This is a genomic window from Sphingomonas sp., assembly GCF_036269755.1.
In the GTDB taxonomy this organism is placed as follows: domain Bacteria; phylum Pseudomonadota; class Alphaproteobacteria; order Sphingomonadales; family Sphingomonadaceae; genus Sphingomonas.
In genome coordinates this window covers 128,685-148,391 of the sequence record NZ_DATBDV010000018.1, presented here as the reverse complement: position 1 = coordinate 148,391, position 19,707 = coordinate 128,685, and the positions used below count along the sequence as shown (strand labels likewise).

Below are 19,707 nucleotides of genomic sequence, written 5' to 3'. Positions count from 1 at the left end.
GCTGGACTTGTTTCAGCATCCATCGCTCTACAATCGCAACCACCGCCCGTGGAAGATTGGACCCTGAAACGGGTTCAGGGTGACGGGAGGGTGGGGGCAAGCCGTTCAAACCTCGGCCGGCGCGAACATCGCGACCGGCGGACCGCCCTCGGTCGGGGTGAACCTGACCATCACACGCTGCCCGATGAGCAAACCGTCGTGATCGTCGGTCGCGATATTGGTGAGCACCGCCGGCCCCTCGTCGAGCGTCACCCAGGCGAGCGTGAAGGGGGCGCCCGCGCCACGGCGCATGGTCGACAGCGAATAGATCGCGCCGTTTCCCGCGCTCTCGACCCAGCGGCTCTCGGCAAGGCAGAACGGGCACAGCGCGCGCGGATAATAATGTGATTGGCCACACGCAGCGCACTGCCCGATCAGCAGCTTGCCCTCGACCGCGGCGTCGAAGAAGCGCTGGTTCTCCGGGTTCGGCTGCGGCGCCGGGATCTTGCGTTGCTCGGTCATCCCATTGCTCATCACTGCCGCTCCAGCACGAGGGTCGCGGCACCATGCCGAGCGCCGAGCGCGCCGCCGATCCCGGTCGCGACCGCGAGATCGCAATTCGGCACCTGCACCGCCGGATGCGCCTCGCCGCGCAATTGCCGCACCGCCTCGATCACCTTGGTGATCCCGCCGCGGTTCATCGGGTGATTGTTGCAAAGCCCGCCGCCGTCGGTGTTGAACGGCAGCTGGCCGACGCCCGAAATGAGGTTGCCGTCGGCGACGAACCGCCCGCCCTCGCCCTTCGCGCAGAACCCCAGATCCTCGAGCTGGATCAGCACAGTGATCGTGAAGCTGTCGTAGATCGAGGCGTATTTGATATCGCCCGGGCCGCACCCCGCCTCGGCGAACGCCGCCGGCCCCGAGACCGCAGCCGCGGACGTGGTGAGGTCGAGGTTCATGCCGCCCATCGGACCCTTGATATGCTCGCCCGCGCCGCGCACCGCGACGAGCGGGCGCTTCAACGCCTTCGCCACTTCGGGTGCGACGACCAGCAACGCACCGCCGCCGTCCGATACCACGCAGCAATCGAGCCGATGGAGCGGGTCCGAGATCATCGGCGAGGCGAGCACATCGTCGACCGTCACCACGTCGCGCAGCATCGCGTGCGGGTTGTGCTGCGCATGCGTGCTCGCCGCGACCTTGATCCAGGCAAGCTGGTCAGAGGTCGTTCCGAATTCGTGCATGTGCCGCGCGGCGCACATCCCGTAGCTGTTGTGCGTCGACTGCCCGACCCATCCTTCGAACGCTTCCTCGGGCGCGCCGGGGCGGCCGCGCGTGAACGGCTCCGAGCGCGGGCGGCCGGCGAGCGTGATCAGCGCGACCGAGCATTTGCCCGCGGCGATCGCCTGCGCGGCGTGGCTGACGTGAAGGATGTACGACGACCCCCCAGTCTCGGTGCTGTCGATGTGGCGCAGCGAGCGTAGCCCGAGGTAATCGGCCATCGACATCCCGCCGAACCCCGGCGCGTCGCCCGCGCAGAAATAGCCGTCGACGTCGGCCAGGCTCAGCCCCGCATCGGCGAGCGCCCCCGCCGCGCATTCGGCGTGAAGCTGCGGCGTCGACTTGTCGGGCGCGAGCCGCGTCGGATGCTCGAACGCTCCGGCGATGTAGGCCTTGTTCCGGATCGTCACGCCGCTTGCTCCCCGAACGCCGTCAGTGCGCGCTCCTTGATCGCCTTGTAGTCGAGCTTGCCGTTCGGCGCGCGCGCGACCGAGTCGACCACCAGCACGTGCCGCGGTGCCTTGTAGGTCGCGAGCTGGCTCTTGACGTGCTCGCGCAATTGCGCCTCGTCCACTGCCGCCCCCGGATGCCGCTCGACCAGAGCGACGATCCGCTCGCCGAACCGAGTGTCGGGCACTCCCGTCACCGCGGCGTCGCGCACCGCCGGGTGGCGCTTGAGCGCTTCCTCGACTTCCTCGGGAAACACCTTCTCGCCGCCGGTGTTGATGCATTGCGATCCGCGGCCGAGGATGCGCACGGTGCCGTCGGCGTCGACGCTCGCCCAGTCGCCGGGCATCGACCAGCGCTTGCCCTCATAGGTCGGGAAGGTCGAAGCGGTCTTGGCTTCGTCTTTATAATAGCCGAGCGGGATGTACCCGCCGACCGCGAGCCGGCCGCTCTCGCCCGATCCCGGCTCGACGCGGCGCCCATCCTCGGTGAAGATTGCGCAATCGGGGCCGAGGGCGAAGGAGGCGGTCGCGCTTTCGCCTTGCGCGTTGGTGTTCGAAATACCCATCCCGAAGGCTTCGGACGACGAATAGCTGTCCATCAGCTGGATCTGGGGCATGTGTCGGATCAGTCCGAGCTTGTTCTCGCGGTTCCACATCGCGCCCGACGATCCGATCACGAACAGCGACTTCAGATCCCACCGCCCGGGATTGGCATCGAGCGCTTCGAGCAAGGGCTGCGCGAACGGCTGACCGACGATCGTCATCCGAGTCGCGCGCCATTGCTCGACCGAATCCCACACTTGCTCCGGATCGAACTTGCCGTGCGGCAACAGGATCACGGTGCCGCCGAATCCGATCGCTCCGAACGCCGCGATCAGCCCGGTCGCGTGCATCAGCGGCGGCGCGATCAGCGAGCGCAGCTTGATCGGTGTAGCGAGTGCGCGCGGTCCGGCATCTTCGGGCTTCTCCAGCGGCCCGATCCCGAGCAGCGGGTTCGACCCATAACCGCCCTTCGCCATCAAATCGCCCTGCCGCCACATCACCGCCTTGGGCATGCCGGTGGTGCCGCCGGTGAAGATCAGCAGCAAATCGTCCTCGTGCCGGCTCCATGGTGCCACGACTGGGCGCTCGACGGGCACTTGCGCGGCGAGCGAGGCGAAATCCTCCGCCCAATCGGGCGCACCGTCGCCGATCGCGATCCAGCTTTTGACCTGCGGCATCGCGGCGCGGATCGGTTCGAGGATGCTCGCGAACGCGGCCTCGAACACCACCGCTTCGGCATCGCCATTGTCGAGCAGGTAGCAGACTTCTTCGGGGCCGTAGCGATAATTGACGTTGAACGGCGCGAGCCCGGCCTTGAACGCGGCGAAATAGGCGATCAGGAATTCCGGGCGGTTGGTGGCGTAGACCGCGACCTTGGCTTGCCGAGTCAGCCCCGCCGCCAGCAAGTGCGCCGCGAGCGCATCGGCCTGCGCATCGAACCCGGCGAAGCTGACGACTCGGTCGCCCTGGACGATCGCCGGTTCGTCGGGGATCGAAGCGGCGACCGATTCCCAGATATTGGCATAGACCCACGCGGTCATCCGGCTCTCCCGTGCCGCATCGCTTGACGGATGCTGGGCTCGACGGAATTGGAAGATCGGGTATGGTGCCGTCAACCCCATCGATCGATTTTGCGAGCGCAGCGAAGCAATCCATGTCGGGGAACAGCCGTGGATTGCCTCGCTGCGCTCGCAATGGCGGGGCTAGAGTTCGGTCCGCACGTGCCATAGCTCGGGGAACAACTCGACCTCGGTCATGCGGCGCAGGTACGCGACGCCCTGCGTGCCGCCGGTCCCGCGCTTGAGGCCGATTACGCGCTCGACCGTGGTGACGTGGTTGAACCGCCAGCGCCGGAAATAATCCTCGAGATCGACCAGCTTCTCGGCGAGTTCGTAGAGCGGCCAATGCTGGCCGGGCGCCTGGTACACCGCGCGCCACGCCGCCTGGACCTTGTCGCTCTCGGTGCGCTGTTCGGCGAGATCGCCGCGCTCCTCGCCGACATCGAACCCGGAGCGCGCGAGCAGCCGGACCGCTTCGTCGTACAGGCTCGGGCGCGCGAGGATCGCTTGCAACTCGCCGACGATTGCCGGGCGGTGCGCATGCGGCTTGAGCATCGCGGCGTTGCGGTTGCCGCACAGGAACTCGATCGCGCGATATTGGTGCGACTGGAACCCCGACGATTGGCCGAGCTTGTCGCGAAACTCGGTATATTCGCTCGGCGTCAGCGTGCGCAGCACGTCCCAGGCGTTGTTGAGCTGTTCCAATATACGCGACACGCGTGCGAGCATCTTGAACGCGTGCGGCAACTCGTCGGCGGCGATCGCGTCGCGCGCCGATTCGAGCTCGTGGACCGCGAGCTTCATCCACAATTCGCTGGTCTGGTGCTGGATGATGAACAGCAATTCGTCGTGCGCGGTCGATCGCGGCGACTGCGCGTCGAGGATCAGGTCGAGGCGGAGGTAATCGCCATAGGCCATCTTGTTGACGAAATCGGTTTCGGGCTCATCTGTCATGTCACCGCGCTCCGTGTCGCGTATGCCGGATCGTCCCACAACCGCTCGCGCATCACGCGTTCGAGCACCTTGGCAGCATCGACCACCGCATCCTCCGACAGATAGAGCGGCGTGAAGCCGAAGCGAACCAAATCGGGCGCGCGAAAATCGCCGATCACAGTATTGGCGATCAACGCCTGCATGATCGCATAGCCCTGGGGGTGGCGGAACGAGACCTGGCTGCCGCGCATCGCGGGGTCGCGCGGGGAAGCGAGGGTGAGGTCGGGGCAGCGCGCTTCGACCTCGGCGATGAAGCGTTCCGACAGGCGGATCGACGCGGCACGAACGTCCGCCATGCTCACGCCCTCCCACGCGTCGAGGGCGGCGTCGAGCACCGCGAGCGCGAGCACCGGCGGCGTCCCGACTCGCATCCGCTCGACGCTCCTGTGTGGGCGGTAATCCAAATCGAACGCGAACGGCGCTTCGTGCCCCATCCATCCCGACAGGATCGGCCGCGCGCACTCGGCAAAGCGCGGCGCGACATAGATGAACGCTGGCGCGCCAGGCCCGCCGTTGAGATATTTGTACGTGCACCCGACCGCGAAATCGGCGTCCGCCGAGGTCACATCGACCGGGATCGCCCCCGCCGAATGCGCGAGATCCCATACTGCGATCGCTCCCGCGGCATGCGCCTTGGCCGTCAGCCCCGCCATGTCGTGGCGCCGTCCGGTGCGGTAATCGACTTCAGTGATCAATGTCACCGCGACGCTGTCGTCGATCGCGTCCGCCACGTCCTCGGGCGCGACCAGCCGCAGCTCGAGCCCGCCGCCAAGCGCCTTGAGCAGCCCGTCGGCGATATACAGGTCCGACGGGAAGTTGCCGGTGTCGGACAGCACCACCTTGCGCTCCGGCCGCAACGCCAGCGCCGCGGCGAGCGCCTGGAACACCTTGACCGACAGCGTGTCCCCGGTCGCGACGCTCCCCACCGGCGCCCCGATCAACCGCCCAATCCGATCGCCGACCTGGGCCGGCAGGTTGATCCAGTCGGCGCTATTCCACGCCTTGATCAGTTCGCCGCCCCATTCGCGAGCCAAGACGTCGCGCACCCGCGCCTCGGCCGCGACCGGCAACGGCCCGAGCGAGTTGCCGTCGAGATAGATCATCCCCTCGGGCAGGTGGAACAGCCGCCGGGTCGCCGCGAAATCGGTCATGCCGCCGTCAGGCCCGCAAATCGGCGCGATGTAAAGAGGCGCTGGCAATGTTGGATTTCCTCTGACACGGTGACTCTCATGGCGATTGCCACGCCCCATCGGTTCACCGCATTTCGACGCTGACGTGCCATGACTTTCGTGACTTTCGGCGGCTCGAAATGAGCGCGATTCGCAATATCGTCGTCCTCACCGGTGCCGGGATTTCCGCCGAAAGTGGGGTCGCGACGTTTCGTGGGCCGGGCGGACTGTGGGAGGGGCACCGCGTCGAGGACGTCTGTACCCCGCAGGCGCTCGCGCGCGACCCTGCGCTTGTGCATCGGTTCTACGATCTGCGCCGCGCCGCACTGGCGAGCGTCGAACCCAACGCTGCGCACCGCGCGCTTGCACGGCTCGACGCCGAATGGCCGGGCGAATTGCTGATCGTCACGCAGAATGTCGACGACCTTCACGAGCGCGCCGGCGCGACGCGGATGCTCCACATGCACGGCGAGCTGAAGTCGGCGCTTTGCGCGGATTGCGGTGACAGGCGCGAGTGGCATGGCGACCTGCCGCCGGGCACCGTCTGCGCCGCGTGCGGGTCGCCGAGGATGCGCCCCGACATCGTGTTCTTCGGGGAGATGCCGTATCACATGGATCGCATCGAGCGCGCGTTGGCGGAGGCCGACCTGTTCGTGTCGATCGGCACGTCGGGCGCGGTCTATCCCGCCGCTGGGTTCGTCCAGACCGCGCGGTATCATGGGGCGGACACGCTCGAGCTCAACCTCGATCGCTCGGAAGGCAGCGGCTGGTTTGGAGAGAGCCTGCGAGGGGCAGCGGGCGACTTGGTGCCGGCTTGGGTCGAGAGCCTGCCGGGCATCGGCGCGAAGTGAATTCGCGCCGTCGGCCGCCGCTGACGCGGCACCGGACGTGAGCGCTGCCGGGCTTGAAATAGCTCCGCTATTTCGTTGCAGCGCTCAGTCCACCCAATCCAACCCGATCCCGCGATAGACGTCGCGGTCCTCGTCCCAATCGGGCTTGACCTTGACGTGGAGGTAGAGGTGGACCGGGCGGTCGAGCACGGTCTTGAGTTCGGCCCGTGCGCGCGCGCCGATTTCCTTGATTCGCGCGCCGCCCTTGCCCAGCACGATCGCGCGTTGCGTCGGGCGAGCGACGAGGATCTGCTGGTGGATTTCGACCGATCCGTCCTCGCGTTCGTCGAACTTTTCGGTCTCGACCACGCTGGCATAGGGCAATTCGGCGTGGAGCTGGAGGTAGAGCTGCTCGCGAGTCACCTCGGCCGCGAGCGCGCGTTCGGTGGCGTCGCTGACCTGGTCCTCGGGGAAATGCCACGGTCCCTCGGGCATTGCCTGCGCCAGCGCTTGCTTGAGCTCGGGCAAGCCGTCGCCCGTCGCCGCCGACACGAAGAAGGTCTCGTCGAACGCCACTGCCGCATTGAGTCGCTCGGCATGCACCAGCAGCTTGGCCTTGTCGGCGAGATCGACCTTGTTGAGCACCAGGAACTTGCGCTCGGGGCGCCCGGCGATGCTCTCCGCGATCGGCATCACCTTGGGGCCGAGCCCGCCCTTGGCATCGACCACCAGCGCGGTGACGTCGGCGCCTTCGGTTCCGCCCCACGCCGCCGCGACCATCGCGCGGTCGAGCCGCCGCTGCGCTTCGAAGATGCCCGGCGTATCGACCAGCAGCAGCTGCGTCTCGCCGGCGATCGCCACGCCGAGCAACCGCGTGCGCGTGGTCTGCGCCTTGGGGCTGACGATCGCGACCTTCTGCCCGACCAGCGCATTGACCAGCGTCGACTTGCCCGCATTGGGCGCGCCGAGCACCGCGACGAGACCGCAGTGCCGAGTCATGAGACCGCCCCCACACCCGTTCGCCCTGAGCTCGTCGAAGGGCCGTTCTTGTTCTTGGCCAGAGCGGAAATCAGGACCCAATCGTCGCGAATCAACGCCAATTTCTTCGCGCGGCTCCATCCCTTGATCCGGCGTTCGGCTTCGAGCGCCTCGGTCCGCGAAGCGAACTCCTGGCTCCAAACCAGCGTCACGGGCGCATAGGTCCGGGTGAACCCCGGTATCAGTCCGCTCTGGTGCTGACTAATTCGCGCGTCGAGATCATCGGTATGCCCGACGTAGAAGGCCCCGCCGCGACAATGGAGCATGTAACACCAGAAGCTCATAAGCTCACTTACGAATAAGAGCGGTGCTTCGACAAGCTCAGCACGAACGGCGGATAATTAAGGCTGCACGCGCGCCAGCAATGCCGCCGCCGCCGCAGTCTCGGCTTCCTGCTTGCTCGTGCCGCTCGCCTCGGCTTCGGCGAAGCTGCCGAGGCTGACCCGGACGGTGAAGCGCGGCGCGTGTTGCGGGCCGGCGCGGTCGATCACTTCGTAGGTCGGCGTCTTGCGGTTGTGCGCCGCCGCCCATTCCTGGAGCGCCGACTTGGGGTGCTGCGGCGCGCTGGTGCCGGCATGGACTCGCGCACGCCAGGCCGAGCGCACGAAGTCGCGCGCCGGGGCGTAGCCGCCGTCGAGATAGAGCGCCCCGATCAGCGCCTCCATCACGTCCCCCAGCACGTTGTCGCTCTCGCTCGCGCCGTCGTCGCGCGCTTGCTTGCCGAGCCGTAGATACGCCTGGACGCCGATCCCGCGCGCCACCTCCGCGCACACCGCGCCGGTGACCAGCGCGTTCAATCGCTTCGACAGCGCGCCTTCGGGCTCGACGGCGAAGGTCGCGTACAGCCATTCCGCCACCGCAAGCCCCAGCACGCGGTCGCCGAGAAACTCCAGCCGCTCATAATTGTCAGCGGCCTGGCTGCCATGCGTCAGCGCGCGCTCGAACAGGGCGAGATCGTTCGGCCGGTGATCGAACGTCTTGCCGATCCAGGCGGCAAGATCGCTATCGCTCAAAACCCTTGCCCCATTCGGCTCCATCGTGCCGCAGTGAACCACGTCCAGGGCAGCAGCCACTGGGCGCTGCCGTCGGTCGACCAGAAGGTGAAGAGCGCCTTGCCCTCGACATTCTCCAAAGGCACGTAGCCCATGCCGTCGGGAACCGGGAACCGGCTGTCGCCGCTGTCGTCGCGATTGTCGCCCATCACGAAGACGCGACCGGCCGGCACGGCGTAGAGGCCGGTATAATCCGCACCAGGATAGTTGCCGCGGTTGAGCACGTTGTAGCTGACTGCCGGTTTGTCGTTGACCGCGGGCAGCGTCTCGCGGAACTGTTGGTAGCGGCACACGGTCTGCGCGGCATCGCGAGATTGCGGCGGGCAGCCATCGTCGCCGGGCTTGGGGTCGCGATAATTCGGAGTCAGCGGGATGACGAAATCGGCGACTCGCGCCCTGGGCACCGGAACGCCGTTGAGGATGATCTGGCCGTTTCGCATCTGTATCGTGTCGCCGGGTATGCCGATCACGCGCTTGATCACGTCCTCGCCATTGCCGGCGGGGCTCTTGAACACGACGACATCGCCGCGAGTGGGCGTGCCGGGGAAGATCCGTCCCGGGATCAGCGGCAAGCTCCACGGCAGCGAGTGCCGCGAATAGCCGTAATTCCATTTCGAGATGAACAGATAGTCGCCGATGTAAAGCCGCGGCAGCATCGATTGCGACGGGATCGAAAAGGGCGAAAACAGGAAGCTGCGGAAGATGAACACGACGATCGCGAGCTTCACCAGAAAGCCGAGCGTGTCCTTCCAATCCTCCTTCTTGGCGGGCTTGGCGGCAACGGTCTCTGCCGCCGGCTCGCTTGGCGTCGGTTCCGGGGCGGCGGCTGGCGCCTCTGGCGTGTCGGTCATGGCGGGCGGTTTGCGCATGGTGTGTGGCAAGGTCAAGGCACCTCCCTCTTCCCCGCGCGTTCCTTGAACCCAAGCAGGCGAACGCCCATTGGAAGCCCGACGAGTCGAGAAGGAGTGAATGGATGGCCGACTGGAGCGAGATCGAGGCGCTGAAGCGCACCCCGCTGACCGAATTGTTCGCCGCCGATCCCGACCGTCTCGCCAAGTACAGCGCCGATGTTGCGGGCATCCATTTCGACTGGTCGAAGACCCACCTCACCGACGACAGCATGAGGGCGTTCGAGCGGCTGGCCAAGGCATGCGACCTCGCCGGCAAGCGCGAGGCGCTGTTTTCGGGCCAGGTCATCAACACCACCGAGGATCGCGCGGTCACGCACACCGCGGAGCGCGGCGAGGGGGCCGAAGACGATGTCGCCAAGGCGCAGGCGCTCCATGCCCGGATGCGCGCGCTGATCGATGCGATCGAAGCGGGGGCGCTGGGGCCGATCCGCAACATCCTCCATGTCGGGATTGGCGGGTCGGCGCTTGGCCCCGATCTGCTGTGCGACGCGCTCGGCCGCGACGAGACTCGCTACGACGTCGCGATCGTCTCCAACGTCGATGGCGTCGCACTCGAGGATGTATTTAAACGCTTCGATCCCGCCACGACGTTGCTCGCGGTCGCGTCGAAGACCTTCACCACCACCGAGACGATGCTCAACGCTGAGAGCGTGCTGCAATGGATGCGCGAGGGCGGGGTCGACGACCCCTATGGCCGAGTCGTCGCGCTGACCGCCGAGCCCGACAAGGCGATCGAATGGGGCGTCGACGAAACGCGCGTGCTGCCGTTCGCGGACACCGTGGGCGGACGCTATTCGTTATGGTCGTCGATCGGTTTTCCGGCGGCGATCTCGCTCGGCTGGGACGCGTTCTCGGAACTGCTTGAGGGCGCGGCGGAGATGGACCGCCACTTCCGGCTTGCGGCGCTGCACGAGAACGTCCCCGTGCTCGCCGCATTTTCCGACCTGCTCTACACGCAAACGTTCGGCTGCGAGACTCGCGGCGTGTTCTGCTACGACGAGCGGCTGCGGCTGCTCCCGTCCTACCTCCAGCAGCTCGAGATGGAATCGAACGGCAAGGGCGTGACGCTCGACGGTCAGCCGGTCGGGCGCCCTACCGCGGCGATCACCTGGGGCGGGGTCGGCACCGACGCGCAACACGCAGTGTTCCAGCTGCTCCACCAAGGTACGCACCTCGTTCCGCTCGAGTTCATCGGCGTGGTCGAGCCCGGCGACACGCTGGCGGAGGATCACCACAAGGCGCTGCTCACCAACATGTTCGCGCAAGGCGCCGCGCTGATGAAGGGCAAGGTCACCCCCGACGACCTCGCCCGCGCTTATCCCGGTGACCGCCCATCGACGACGTTGCTGCTCGACGACCTCGACGCGCGCACGCTCGGCGCGCTGATCGCGTATCACGAGCATCGCGTGTTCGTGAACGGCGTGCTGCTCAACATCAATTCGTTCGATCAGTTCGGGGTCGAGCTCGGCAAGGAAATGGCCAAGGCAGCGCAGAAGGGCGGCGAGGATTTCGACGTTTCGACGACCGATCTGTTGAAGCGCGCGTTCGGTTGATCCCCAACGCGCCGTCACCCTGAACTTGTTTCAGGGTCCAACGTGCAACAAGGAAAGCCTGTGCCGGTGGCACGTGGATGCTGAAAACACAGCATGACGAGAGGTAGAGAATGACCGACGCCAAATACGACTACGACCTGTTCGTTATCGGCGCGGGATCGGGGGGCACGCGCGCCGCACGAGTCTCCGCGGCGCACGGCGCCAGGGTGGCGGTGGCCGAGGAATATCGAGTCGGCGGCACTTGTGTGATCCGCGGCTGCGTACCCAAGAAACTGCTCGTCTATGGTGCGCACTTTGCGGAGGATCTCGCCGACGCGCGCCGTTTCGGCTGGGACGTTCCCGATTGCAGCTTCGACTGGAAAGTGCTCACCGGCAACGTCTTCGAGGAAGTCGACCGGATCAACAAGGCCTATACCGCCACGCTCGAAACCCATGGCGCCGAGATCATCCATGAGCGCGCCGAACTGACCGGGCCGAACAATGTCCGCTTGGCCTCGGGGCGCGAAGTCACCGCCAAATACATCCTGATCGCGAGCGGCGCGCGGCCGCACATCCCGACTTGCCCCGGACACGAATACGGCATCACCTCGAACGAGGCGTTCCACCTCGACAGCGTGCCCAGGCGAATTCTGATCGCGGGCGCCGGGTACATCGCCAACGAATTCGCCGGCATCTTCCACGAACTCGGCGCCGAAGTGACGCTGATCAACCGCAGCGACCAGATCCTGCGTGGCTATGACGAGCAGATCCGTGACCGTCTGCTCCAGATATCGATGACCAAGGGCCTTCAATTCCGCTTCAACGCCAAGTTCGAAGGAATCGAACAGCAGGCGGACGGCGCGCTCAAGGTGTCGATGTCGAATCACGCGCCGATCGAGGTCGATTGCGTGATGTTTGCGACCGGGCGCGTCCCCAACACCGAGAATCTGGGGCTCGACGCGGCGGGCGTCGAAACCAACGAGAAAGGCGCGGTCAAGGTCGACGAGGACAGCCGATCGAACGTCCCGAGCATCTACGCGGTCGGCGACGTCACCGACCGCATTCAGCTGACCCCGGTGGCGATCCGCGAGGGGCAAGCGTTCGCCGACACAGTGTTCGGCAATAAGCCGACCCGCGTCGATTATCATTGCGTCCCCGCCGCGGTGTTCAGCCACCCGCAGATGGCGGGGGTGGGGATGACGGAGAGCCAGGCCAAGCAGAAACACGGATCGGTCAAGGTCTATGTCAGCGACTTCCGCCCGATGAAGAACGTGCTGGCCGGCCGCAACGAACGCGCGCTCTATAAGATGATCTGCGACGGCGAGACCAACAAGATCCTGGGCATCCACATGATCGGGCCGGAGGCAGCGGAGATATTGCAGGCCGCGGCCGTGGCGGTGAAGGCCGGGCTGACCAAGGATGCGTTCGACCAGACCGTCGCGCTGCACCCGACGATGGCGGAGGAATTGGTGCTGATGAAATGACCGTCGCCCCGGCGCAGGCCGGGGCCGCCGGTTAATTGAGCGATCCCTGCCTTCGCCGGAATGACGAGTTAATTGAGCGCCACCCCCGAAATCGTGATCCGGTGCATCAGTCGCCGTTGCCCCTGATAATCGTTCATCGCGCAATGCCAGGTCGAGCGATTGTCCCATACCGCAAGACTCCCCGGCGCCCATTGCAAGCGGCAGTGGAACTCCGGCCGCATCGCGACCGAGTAGAGGTACGACAGCAACGGCAGGCTCTCCTCGCGAGTCCAGCCTTCGAAATGGAGCGTAAAAGCGGGATTGACGTAGAGGATCTTGCGCCCCGTCACCGGGTGACGGATCACCGCGGGGTGCACCGCGGCAGCATGGATGTCGTGCCCCTTGAGGTCGGCGCCCTGGTCGGTCTTCGAATAGATGCCGTCCTGGCCGTAGATGTGGTCGGCCGAATGCACCGCGCGCAGACCCTCGAGCGTCGCCTTGAGGCCATCCGATAGCGAGTCGTACGCCGCGCCAAGGCTCGCGAACAGCGTGTCGCCGCCGCTCGGCGGGGTTTCGCGCGCGAGGAGGATCGATCCCATTGCGGGGACTTGGTCGTAGCTGTGATCGGTATGCCAGCCGCCGCCGATATTGGTCGTCTGAGTCTCGGCTTTGCGCACCTCGGCGATTTCGGGATAGCCGCCGTTTGCAGGGAAATAATTGTTGACGTCGATGTCGCCCCAACGCCGCGCAAACGCGATATGATCGTCGGGGCTGAGCTCCTGATCGCGAACGAACAGCACGCCGCGATCGGCAACCGCGGCCTTGAGCGCGCTCATCCCGGCGTCGTCGATTTGGCGCAGGTCGATGCCGGACGCTTCGGCACCGCAATGGTCGGCGATCGGCTGAATATGGATGGTCATCGTCTCTCTCCCTCGCGCCGCTAATACCAAACCGCTTGCGATACGAATGCTACGATCGTAGCAATTGGCGATGGACGTAATCGAGGCGCTAAAACGCGGCCGCTGGTTTGCCGCTCTCGATCCCGCGCTAGCCGAAGCGCTGGTCGCGGCGGGCCGCACCCGCGCGCTCGACGAAGGGCAATGGATCTACAGCGAGGGCGACGCCGAGCCCGGGCTGTGCCTGGTCGTCGACGGCGTGTTGCGGCTCGAAGCCAGCGCGGGGCTGGAGCGGGGCGTGCTGATCGGACTGGTCGGGCCGGGGCAGGCGATCGGCCAGTCGCGGCGCTTCGGCGGCGGACGGCGGATCGTCACCGCGAGCGCACAGCGACCGGCGCACGTGCTGCTGGTGCCCGATGCCGCCCTCCCAGCGATCGCCGACCGCGCGCCGGGGGTGTGGGCGGCGGTGATCGCATTGCTCTACGACCAGCTCGACGCGGCAGTGCACGCCGCCGCGCTCAACCTCGGCCTCAACCCGCGCCAGCGGATCGCCGCGCGGCTCGCGCAATTGGCCGACGAGGAAGGCGTGGTGCCGGCGACTCAAACCGACCTGGCCGAAATGTGCGGCCTCAGTCGCAAGTCGGCGAGCGGCCATATCCTCGCGCTCGCGCGGCGCGAATGGGTCGTGCCGCTCTATCGCTCGCTGCTCGTCACCGATCGCGCGGCGTTGCGCGCATTCGCCGGGATCTAGAGCTCGATCGCGATCTTGCCGATCATCCGGCTGTCGCGCATCGCCTCGAACGCGTCGCGCCAATCGGTCAGCGCATAGCGGCGATCGACGCGCGGACGCAGGCGGCCGCCGGCGACCATCGACCAGATCGCATCGGCGTTCTCGCGGCCTAAGTCTGGAAAGCGCCGCCCATATTCGCCCGCGCGGACGCCGATCACCGAGAAACCCTTGATCAGCGGGATGTTGGTGGGAACGGTCGCGATGCGTCCAGAAGTGAAGCCGACCACCAGCAGTCGCCCGCCGAACGCGATGCAGCGCGTGCTCTCGTCGAACACATCGCCGCCGACCGGATCGAAGATCACGTCCGCGCCACCGCCGGCGAGTTGCTTGACCGCGTCACGGAAACCCGGCGCTGGCAAGACGGCATCGATCGCGTATTCCTTCGCCACGACCGCGAGCTTGTCCGCCGAACGCGAGGTGGCGATCACGCGGCAGCCGAGTGCCTTGGCGAGATCGACGGCGGCGAGCCCGACTCCCCCGGTTGCACCATGGACGAGCGCCCACTCGCCGGGTCGAGCGTTCGCGAGCCGGACTAGAGAGACATAGGCGGTGTTGTATGCCGCGCCGACGCTCGCCGCCGTGGCCCAGTCGAGGTTACCCGGCATCGCGCGAACGCTCCGCGCGTCGACCGCGACGCGTTCGGCAAATCCACCGAGCCGAGTTCCTGCGACCACCGCATCGCCTGCTACGAAGCCGCTGTCGACATCGGCCGCGACAACCTCACCCGCGACTTCCATGCCGGGCACGAACGGGAGGTCGGGTTTGAGCTGATACTTGCCCTCGGTCATCAGCAGATCGGGGAAGTTGAGCGATGCCGCGCGCACTCGGATCAGGACTTGCCCCGGTGCGCGAACCGGATCGGGCACCTCCGCCAGCGTGCAACCGGCAAAGTCCGAAACGAACGCGGAGATGACGAGCGCCTTCATGCTGGTCGGCGTGTCAGGGCGAAGGGAGAGCGTCAACAGAAAGGGCGCCGCGTCGCCGCGAGCGCCCCTCCAAGTCACGCCATCGGACAAGCCGGACGAGCCGGCTTGCCGGCCGCCGCGACGAGTCCTGGATTTGCCGAGGCAAATCCGGGCCGTCCGCGCCTACCAAATATGCACGCGCTCGTTGGGCGGCAAATACAGCTTGTCGCCCGGCTTGATGTTGAACGCCTTGTACCAGGGGTCGAAGTTACGGACGACGCCGTTGACCCGGTACTTGGCCGGCGAGTGCGGATCGCCGAGCAGCTGCTGACGCAGGCGATCATCGCGCACCTTGGTCTGCCACGCCTGGGCAAAGGCGAGGAAGAAGCGCTGGTCGCCGGTCAGCCCGCCGATCACCGGCGCCTTGCCGTGCTTCGCCTGATAACGCTGGTACGCAGCATAGGCCGCCTCGATCCCGCTAAGGTCGCCGATATTCTCGCCGAGCGTCAGCTTGCCGTTGATCTTGGTCCCGGGGATCGCCTCATACTGGTCGTATTGCGCGGCGAGCGCGGCGGTGTGTTCGGCGTAGGCCTTCTTCGCCTCCGGGGTCCACCAATTCTCGAACTTGCCGGTGGGGCCGAACTGGCTGCCCTGATCGTCGAAGCCGTGGCCCATTTCGTGGCCGATGATCGCGCCGATCGCCCCGTAATTGACCGCCGCGTCGGCGTTCGGGTCGAAGTAAGGCGGCTGCAGGATCGCCGCCGGGAAGGTTATCTGGTTCGCCAGCGGGTTGTAATAGGCGTTCACCGTCTGCGGGGTCATACCCCACAAGGTCCGGTCGACCGGCTTGGCGAAGCGCGACAGTTCGAGCTGGTGCTCGAATTCGCCCGAGCGCATCGCGTTGCCGAGCAGATCGCCACGGTCGACCTGGAGCGACGAATAGTCGATGAACTTGACCGGATAGCCGACGCGCGGCTCGAACGCCGCGAGCTTGGCGAGCGCTTTCTGCTTGGTCGTGGCGTCCATCCACGGCGCGTTGCTGATCTTCTCGGCATAGGCAGCGCGAAGATCGTCGATCAGCTCGCCCATCTTGGCCTTGCTAGTCGCCGGGAAGTACTTCTTGACGTAGATTTCGCCCACCGCTTCGCCGAGCGCGCCGTTCATCAGCTGCACGCCGCGCTTCCAACGATCGCGCTGCACCGGCACGCCGCCCAGCGTCTTCGAATAGAAATCGAACTGCGCGTCGTCGAAAGCCTTGGGCAGGAAGGTCGCGTGATCGCTGATGAAGTGGAAGGCGAGATAGTCCTTCCAGGTCTGCAACGGCGTCGCGACCATGATCTTGCCCATCGCGGTCAACGCGGTGTTGTTCGCCATCAGCACCATCGGGGACGAATCGAGTCCGGCGGTCTTGAGCATCAGCGCCCAGTCGACGTCGGGCGCTTTGGCCTTGAGCCCCGCGATCGTCTCGGGATCGTTGAGCTTGGCAATGTCGCGGCTTTCGGCCGGCGACCATTGGTCCTTGGCCATCGCGGTTTCGAGCGCGAAGATCGCCTCCGCCTTCGCCCCGGCATCTGGGACACCGGCGAGCTGCAGCATGTGCCCGATATACGCCTTGTAGGCCGCGCGGAAGGCATCGTACTTCTCGCCCGGCAGCAGGTAATAATCGCGCTGCATGCCGAGGCCGCCCTGGCCGACGACCGCGGTGTAGTGGGTCGGGTCAGACAGGCTGGGGATCACCCCGACCTCGATCGGCGAGGCGTAGCCGACGCTCGCGAACAAGGTCTGCAAACCGGTCAGGTCGTTCACGCCGAAGATGCGGTCGAGATACGGCTTGAGCGGCGCGGTGCCCTTCGCGTCGATCCCCGCCTGATCCATCCAGCTCGCGTAGAAATCGCCGACCTGCTTGCCGGTCGCGCCATAAGCGGCTGGGTTGGCAGCCATGTCGTTGAGGATCGCGTGGACGTTGGCCTCGGCCTCGTCGGTCAGGATGTTGCCGTAGCCGACGCCGCCCTTGTCCGCCGGGATTTCAGTGCGCGCGGCCCAGGCGCCGTTGGCATAGGTCCAGAAGTCGTCGCCTGGCTTCACCTGTTTATCCTCGGACGTCAGGTCGATGCCGAACGTGCCGTAGCGCGGCTTGGCGACTTGCGCGACCGTCGGGATCGCGATCGCCAGCGCGGCGACGCCCAGCGCCAGACGAGTCAATGCCTGGGTATTCATCGAAAATCTCTCCACCCGGTGTGTGTTACGCCGCTATAGCGGGGCCGTCGGGAACACGCAATCGACTTGCCGGGCCTTTCGTGGCACCGCGCTGGCAATGTCACGCGCGATGCCCCGCAAGGTGAAGACCCTCGCCACCGTCGGCGTGCGGCGCCAGGCGCTGGTTGCCGAAGCCTGTGCAGCGATGCTGGGGGCGCGGCTCAGGCTCGCGACTCGGCCGTTCGCGCAGGTGGCGCGATCGCTCGGCGAGTTCACCCAAATCGATGATCCGCGCGCCACCGCCCGTGCCGCTGCCACGACCGAAGTCGAGGCACGGATCGCGCGCGACGTACGCTGGGCGATCCGCGCCGCGGCGCCGTTCATGCCGTTCCGGTCGGTCTGCCTCCAACAGGCGATGGCGGCGCAGGTCATGCTCCGCCGCCGTGGGATCGTCAGCGTGATGTATTTCGGCGCCCAGATCACCGACGCCAAGCCGATCGACGCGCACGCCTGGCTCGACGCCGCGGGCGTCAAGGTGACGGGCTATCCGCTCCCGCCCGGGATGCGCGCCGTCGCCTGTTTCATCTAGCCGACGCGGTTCGCGACCAGATCGTCGACGACCCCCGGGTCGGCGAGCGTGGAGGTGTCACCTAGGTTCGACGTGTCGCCTTCGGCGATCTTGCGCAGGATGCGGCGCATGATCTTGCCGCTGCGAGTCTTGGGCAGGCCCGGCGCGAACTGGATCGCGTCGGGTGCCGCGATCGGACCGATCTCGGCGCGGACCCAGCCGATCAATTCCTTGCGCAATGCCTCCGACGGCGCCTCCCCCGCCTTGAGCGTGACATAGGCGTAGATCCCCTGCCCCTTGATGTCGTGCGGGAAGCCGACGACCGCGGCCTCGGCGACCTTGTGGTTGAGCACCAGCGCCGACTCGACTTCTGCCGTTCCCAGGCGATGCCCCGAAACGTTGATCACGTCATCGACTCGGCCGGTGATCCAGTAATAGCCGTCCGAGTCGCGGCGGCAGCCGTCGCCGGTGAAATACTTGCTTTTGTAGGCGGTGAAATAGGTCTGGAAGAAGCGTTCGTGGTCGCCCCACACGCTGCGCATCTGACCCGGCCAGCTCCGCGCGATGCAAAGGTTGCCCTCGGCCGGGCCGGTCAGCACGTCGCCATTGGCATCGACGATCTGCGGGTCGACTCCCGGAAACGGCAAGGTCGCGCTACCGGGCTTGAGATCGGTCGCGCCGGGCAAGGGGGTGATCATGTGCCCGCCGGTTTCGGTCTGCCACCATGTGTCGACGATCGGGCAGCGGCCTTCGCCGACCACCGCGTGATACCAGCGCCATGCTTCGGGGTTGATCGGCTCGCCGACCGTACCGAGCAGCTTGAGCGACGCGCGGCTGGTGCGCGTAACGTACGCGTCGCCCTCGCGCATCAGCGCGCGAAGCGCGGTCGGCGCGGTGTAGAGTATCTCGACCTGGTGACGGTCGCACACTTGCCAGATGCGGCTCGCGTCGGGCCAGTTGGGGACGCCTTCGAACATCAGGCTGGTGCCGCCATTGGCGAGTGGGCCGTAGAGGATGTAGCTGTGCCCGGTCACCCAGCCGATATCGGCGGCGCACCAATAGATCTGCCCCGGCCGGTAATCGAAGGTCAGTTCGTGGCTGAGGCTGACCCAGACGAGATAACCGCCCGAGGTGTGGAGCACGCCCTTGGGTTTTCCGGTCGATCCGCTGGTGTAGAGGATGAACAGCGGATCCTCCGCCGACATGGGCTCGGGCCGGCATTCGGGCGCGGCTGCCTCGATCAGCTCGTGGTACCAATGGTCGCCGTCGCTCATCGCGACCTCGCCGCCGGTCGCCTTGACGACGATCACCGTCTCGAACCCCGGCGCGAGCTTGCGCGCGGCGTCGACATTGGCCTTGAGCGGCACTTTCTTCCCCCCGCGCCGCCCTTCGTCGGCGGTGATGACGACGGTCGACCCGCAATCCTCGATTCGCCCCGCCAGCGCTTCGGGTGAGAAGCCCCCGAACACTACCGAATGGATCGCGCCGATCCGCGCGCAAGCGAGCAGCGCGACCGCAGCTTCGGGGATCATCGGCAGGTAGATCGTGACTCGGTCGCCCTTCTGCACGCCGCGATCCTTGAGCGCGTTGGCGAACCGGCAGACCTGCGCGTGGAGCTGGCGATAGGTGATCCGCTTGGGCTCTTCCGACGGATCGTCGGGCTCCCAGATCAAGGCAATTGTATCGCCGCTCTTCGCGAGGTGCCGGTCGAGGCAATTGGCCGAGACGTTGAGCACGCCGTCCGAAAACCAGCTGATGTGGAAATCGGCCTTGTCGAACGACCAGTCGCCCGCGATTTCGGGCCGCTTGATCCAGTCGAGCCGCCGCGCCTGCTCGAGCCAGAAGCTGCCGGGATCGGCGAGGCTGCGGCCGTAGAGCTTCTCATACCCCGCGCGGTTCACTTTCGCGTGCTTGGCCCAGTCGGCGGGGACCGGATAAAGGCTCTGGTCGGACATGCGGCTCTCCCTGCTTCACCTTGTGGCGGGCGACGCGGGCGCTTGGCAAGCGGCGTCGGGGCGGGCAGCATGGTTTGCGGCAACGTGGTTCGGCGCAGG

At 66.4% G+C, this 19,707-nt stretch carries 18 protein-coding genes; 5 read left to right on the top strand and 13 right to left on the bottom strand.

From position 1 onward, the window contains the following. Window positions 1–105 precede the first annotated feature (105 nt). The 5 genes from VH326_RS11645 to kynU form a co-directional block, all read right to left on the bottom strand. A complete protein-coding gene (locus VH326_RS11645; protein WP_329631989.1) occupies window positions 106–513 on the bottom strand; it encodes a Zn-ribbon domain-containing OB-fold protein in 408 nt (135 codons plus the stop codon). Further along, entirely contained in the window at window positions 513–1,670 is a 1,158-nt protein-coding gene (locus tag VH326_RS11640; protein WP_329631988.1) for a thiolase domain-containing protein, read from the bottom strand. The genes VH326_RS11645 and VH326_RS11640 overlap by 1 nt, the downstream gene beginning before the upstream one ends. Then, window positions 1,667–3,292, bottom strand: a complete 1,626-nt coding sequence (locus VH326_RS11635; protein ID WP_329631987.1) for an AMP-binding protein — start codon at window positions 3,290–3,292, stop codon at window positions 1,667–1,669. Before VH326_RS11635 ends, VH326_RS11640 begins: the two co-directional genes overlap by 4 nt. 162 nt (window positions 3,293–3,454) lie before the next feature. Then, window positions 3,455–4,264: a tryptophan 2,3-dioxygenase gene (kynA, locus tag VH326_RS11630; RefSeq protein ID WP_329631986.1), complete on the bottom strand. Its 810-nt coding sequence runs from the start codon at window positions 4,262–4,264 to the stop codon at window positions 3,455–3,457. Next, a complete protein-coding gene (kynU, locus tag VH326_RS11625; RefSeq protein WP_329631985.1) occupies window positions 4,261–5,454 on the bottom strand; it encodes a kynureninase in 1,194 nt (397 codons plus the stop codon). Before kynU ends, kynA begins: the two co-directional genes overlap by 4 nt. Window positions 5,455–5,612: 158 nt before the next feature. Between kynU and VH326_RS11620 the strand changes: the two genes are divergently transcribed. Further along, complete coding sequence (locus VH326_RS11620; protein ID WP_329631984.1) at window positions 5,613–6,323, top strand: NAD-dependent deacylase; 711 nt, start codon at window positions 5,613–5,615, stop codon at window positions 6,321–6,323. Between the two features lie 84 nt (window positions 6,324–6,407). On the opposite strand, the gene era is transcribed toward VH326_RS11620, so the two are convergent. Genes era through lepB form a run of 4 tightly spaced genes read right to left on the bottom strand, consistent with a single transcriptional unit; the run spans window position 6,408 to window position 9,243 of the window. Then, window positions 6,408–7,301, bottom strand: a complete 894-nt coding sequence (gene era / locus VH326_RS11615) for a GTPase Era (protein ID WP_329631983.1) — start codon at window positions 7,299–7,301, stop codon at window positions 6,408–6,410. Continuing rightward, the gene (locus tag VH326_RS11610; protein ID WP_329631982.1) at window positions 7,298–7,624 is read right to left on the bottom strand and encodes a GIY-YIG nuclease family protein; all 327 of its coding nucleotides are present in this window, start codon (window positions 7,622–7,624) and stop codon (window positions 7,298–7,300) included. The genes era and VH326_RS11610 overlap by 4 nt, the downstream gene beginning before the upstream one ends. Before the next feature lie 57 nt (window positions 7,625–7,681). After that, window positions 7,682–8,377, bottom strand: a complete 696-nt coding sequence (rnc, locus tag VH326_RS11605) for a ribonuclease III (RefSeq protein WP_329631981.1) — start codon at window positions 8,375–8,377, stop codon at window positions 7,682–7,684. Beyond that, entirely contained in the window at window positions 8,350–9,243 is an 894-nt protein-coding gene (lepB, locus tag VH326_RS11600) for a signal peptidase I (protein WP_329631980.1), read from the bottom strand. Before lepB ends, rnc begins: the two co-directional genes overlap by 28 nt. A 23-nt stretch (window positions 9,244–9,266) precedes the next feature. Here lepB and pgi point away from each other — a divergent pair, with 23 nt between their 5' ends. After that, window positions 9,267–10,856: a glucose-6-phosphate isomerase gene (gene pgi, locus VH326_RS11595; protein WP_329631979.1), complete on the top strand. Its 1,590-nt coding sequence runs from the start codon at window positions 9,267–9,269 to the stop codon at window positions 10,854–10,856. A gap of 110 nt (window positions 10,857–10,966) precedes the next feature. Then, window positions 10,967–12,319, top strand: coding sequence for a glutathione-disulfide reductase (gene gor, locus VH326_RS11590; RefSeq protein ID WP_329631978.1), 1,353 nt, complete (start codon window positions 10,967–10,969; stop codon window positions 12,317–12,319). Between the two features lie 68 nt (window positions 12,320–12,387). On the opposite strand, the gene VH326_RS11585 is transcribed toward gor, so the two are convergent. Continuing rightward, complete coding sequence (locus tag VH326_RS11585; RefSeq protein ID WP_329631977.1) at window positions 12,388–13,218, bottom strand: TauD/TfdA dioxygenase family protein; 831 nt, start codon at window positions 13,216–13,218, stop codon at window positions 12,388–12,390. Window positions 13,219–13,288: 70 nt separating this feature from the next. Between VH326_RS11585 and VH326_RS11580 the strand changes: the two genes are divergently transcribed. Continuing rightward, entirely contained in the window at window positions 13,289–13,945 is a 657-nt protein-coding gene (locus VH326_RS11580) for a Crp/Fnr family transcriptional regulator (protein WP_329631976.1), read from the top strand. Here VH326_RS11580 and VH326_RS11575 read toward each other — a convergent pair. Together VH326_RS11575 and VH326_RS11570 are read right to left on the bottom strand one after the other, a co-directional pair. Then, a complete protein-coding gene (locus tag VH326_RS11575) occupies window positions 13,942–14,910 on the bottom strand; it encodes an NADPH:quinone oxidoreductase family protein (RefSeq protein WP_329631975.1) in 969 nt (322 codons plus the stop codon). The genes VH326_RS11580 and VH326_RS11575 overlap by 4 nt on opposite strands. Window positions 14,911–15,072: 162 nt before the next feature. Further along, the gene (locus VH326_RS11570; protein ID WP_329631974.1) at window positions 15,073–17,106 is read right to left on the bottom strand and encodes a M13 family metallopeptidase; all 2,034 of its coding nucleotides are present in this window, start codon (window positions 17,104–17,106) and stop codon (window positions 15,073–15,075) included. Window positions 17,107–17,203: 97 nt separating this feature from the next. Here VH326_RS11570 and VH326_RS11565 point away from each other — a divergent pair, with 97 nt between their 5' ends. After that, window positions 17,204–17,674: a lasso peptide biosynthesis B2 protein gene (locus VH326_RS11565; protein WP_329631973.1), complete on the top strand. Its 471-nt coding sequence runs from the start codon at window positions 17,204–17,206 to the stop codon at window positions 17,672–17,674. Here VH326_RS11565 and acs read toward each other — a convergent pair. Continuing rightward, on the bottom strand, window positions 17,671–19,608 hold the full coding sequence (gene acs / locus VH326_RS11560) for an acetate--CoA ligase (protein ID WP_329631972.1): 1,938 nt from the start codon (window positions 19,606–19,608) through the stop codon (window positions 17,671–17,673). The genes VH326_RS11565 and acs overlap by 4 nt on opposite strands. Window positions 19,609–19,707 lie beyond the last annotated feature (99 nt).

What these genes read in the sequence shown, in the direction of transcription:
- era (WP_329631983.1), bottom strand. Translation starts at nt 7,301, where the DNA reads ATGACTCGGCACTGCGGTCTCGTCGCGGTGCTCGGCGCGCCCAATGCG.
- VH326_RS11565 (WP_329631973.1), top strand. Translation starts at nt 17,204, where the DNA reads ATGTCACGCGCGATGCCCCGCAAGGTGAAGACCCTCGCCACCGTCGGC.
- VH326_RS11575 (WP_329631975.1), bottom strand. Translation starts at nt 14,910, where the DNA reads ATGAAGGCGCTCGTCATCTCCGCGTTCGTTTCGGACTTTGCCGGTTGC.
- VH326_RS11570 (WP_329631974.1), bottom strand. Translation starts at nt 17,106, where the DNA reads ATGAATACCCAGGCATTGACTCGTCTGGCGCTGGGCGTCGCCGCGCTG.
- VH326_RS11580 (WP_329631976.1), top strand. Translation starts at nt 13,289, where the DNA reads ATGGACGTAATCGAGGCGCTAAAACGCGGCCGCTGGTTTGCCGCTCTC.
- VH326_RS11585 (WP_329631977.1), bottom strand. Translation starts at nt 13,218, where the DNA reads ATGACCATCCATATTCAGCCGATCGCCGACCATTGCGGTGCCGAAGCG.
- VH326_RS11645 (WP_329631989.1), bottom strand. Translation starts at nt 513, where the DNA reads ATGAGCAATGGGATGACCGAGCAACGCAAGATCCCGGCGCCGCAGCCG.
- acs (WP_329631972.1), bottom strand. Translation starts at nt 19,608, where the DNA reads ATGTCCGACCAGAGCCTTTATCCGGTCCCCGCCGACTGGGCCAAGCAC.
- kynA (WP_329631986.1), bottom strand. Translation starts at nt 4,264, where the DNA reads ATGACAGATGAGCCCGAAACCGATTTCGTCAACAAGATGGCCTATGGC.
- rnc (WP_329631981.1), bottom strand. Translation starts at nt 8,377, where the DNA reads ATGGAGCCGAATGGGGCAAGGGTTTTGAGCGATAGCGATCTTGCCGCC.
- VH326_RS11635 (WP_329631987.1), bottom strand. Translation starts at nt 3,292, where the DNA reads ATGACCGCGTGGGTCTATGCCAATATCTGGGAATCGGTCGCCGCTTCG.
- lepB (WP_329631980.1), bottom strand. Translation starts at nt 9,243, where the DNA reads ATGACCGACACGCCAGAGGCGCCAGCCGCCGCCCCGGAACCGACGCCA.
- VH326_RS11620 (WP_329631984.1), top strand. Translation starts at nt 5,613, where the DNA reads ATGAGCGCGATTCGCAATATCGTCGTCCTCACCGGTGCCGGGATTTCC.
- VH326_RS11610 (WP_329631982.1), bottom strand. Translation starts at nt 7,624, where the DNA reads ATGAGCTTCTGGTGTTACATGCTCCATTGTCGCGGCGGGGCCTTCTAC.
- gor (WP_329631978.1), top strand. Translation starts at nt 10,967, where the DNA reads ATGACCGACGCCAAATACGACTACGACCTGTTCGTTATCGGCGCGGGA.
- kynU (WP_329631985.1), bottom strand. Translation starts at nt 5,454, where the DNA reads ATGACCGATTTCGCGGCGACCCGGCGGCTGTTCCACCTGCCCGAGGGG.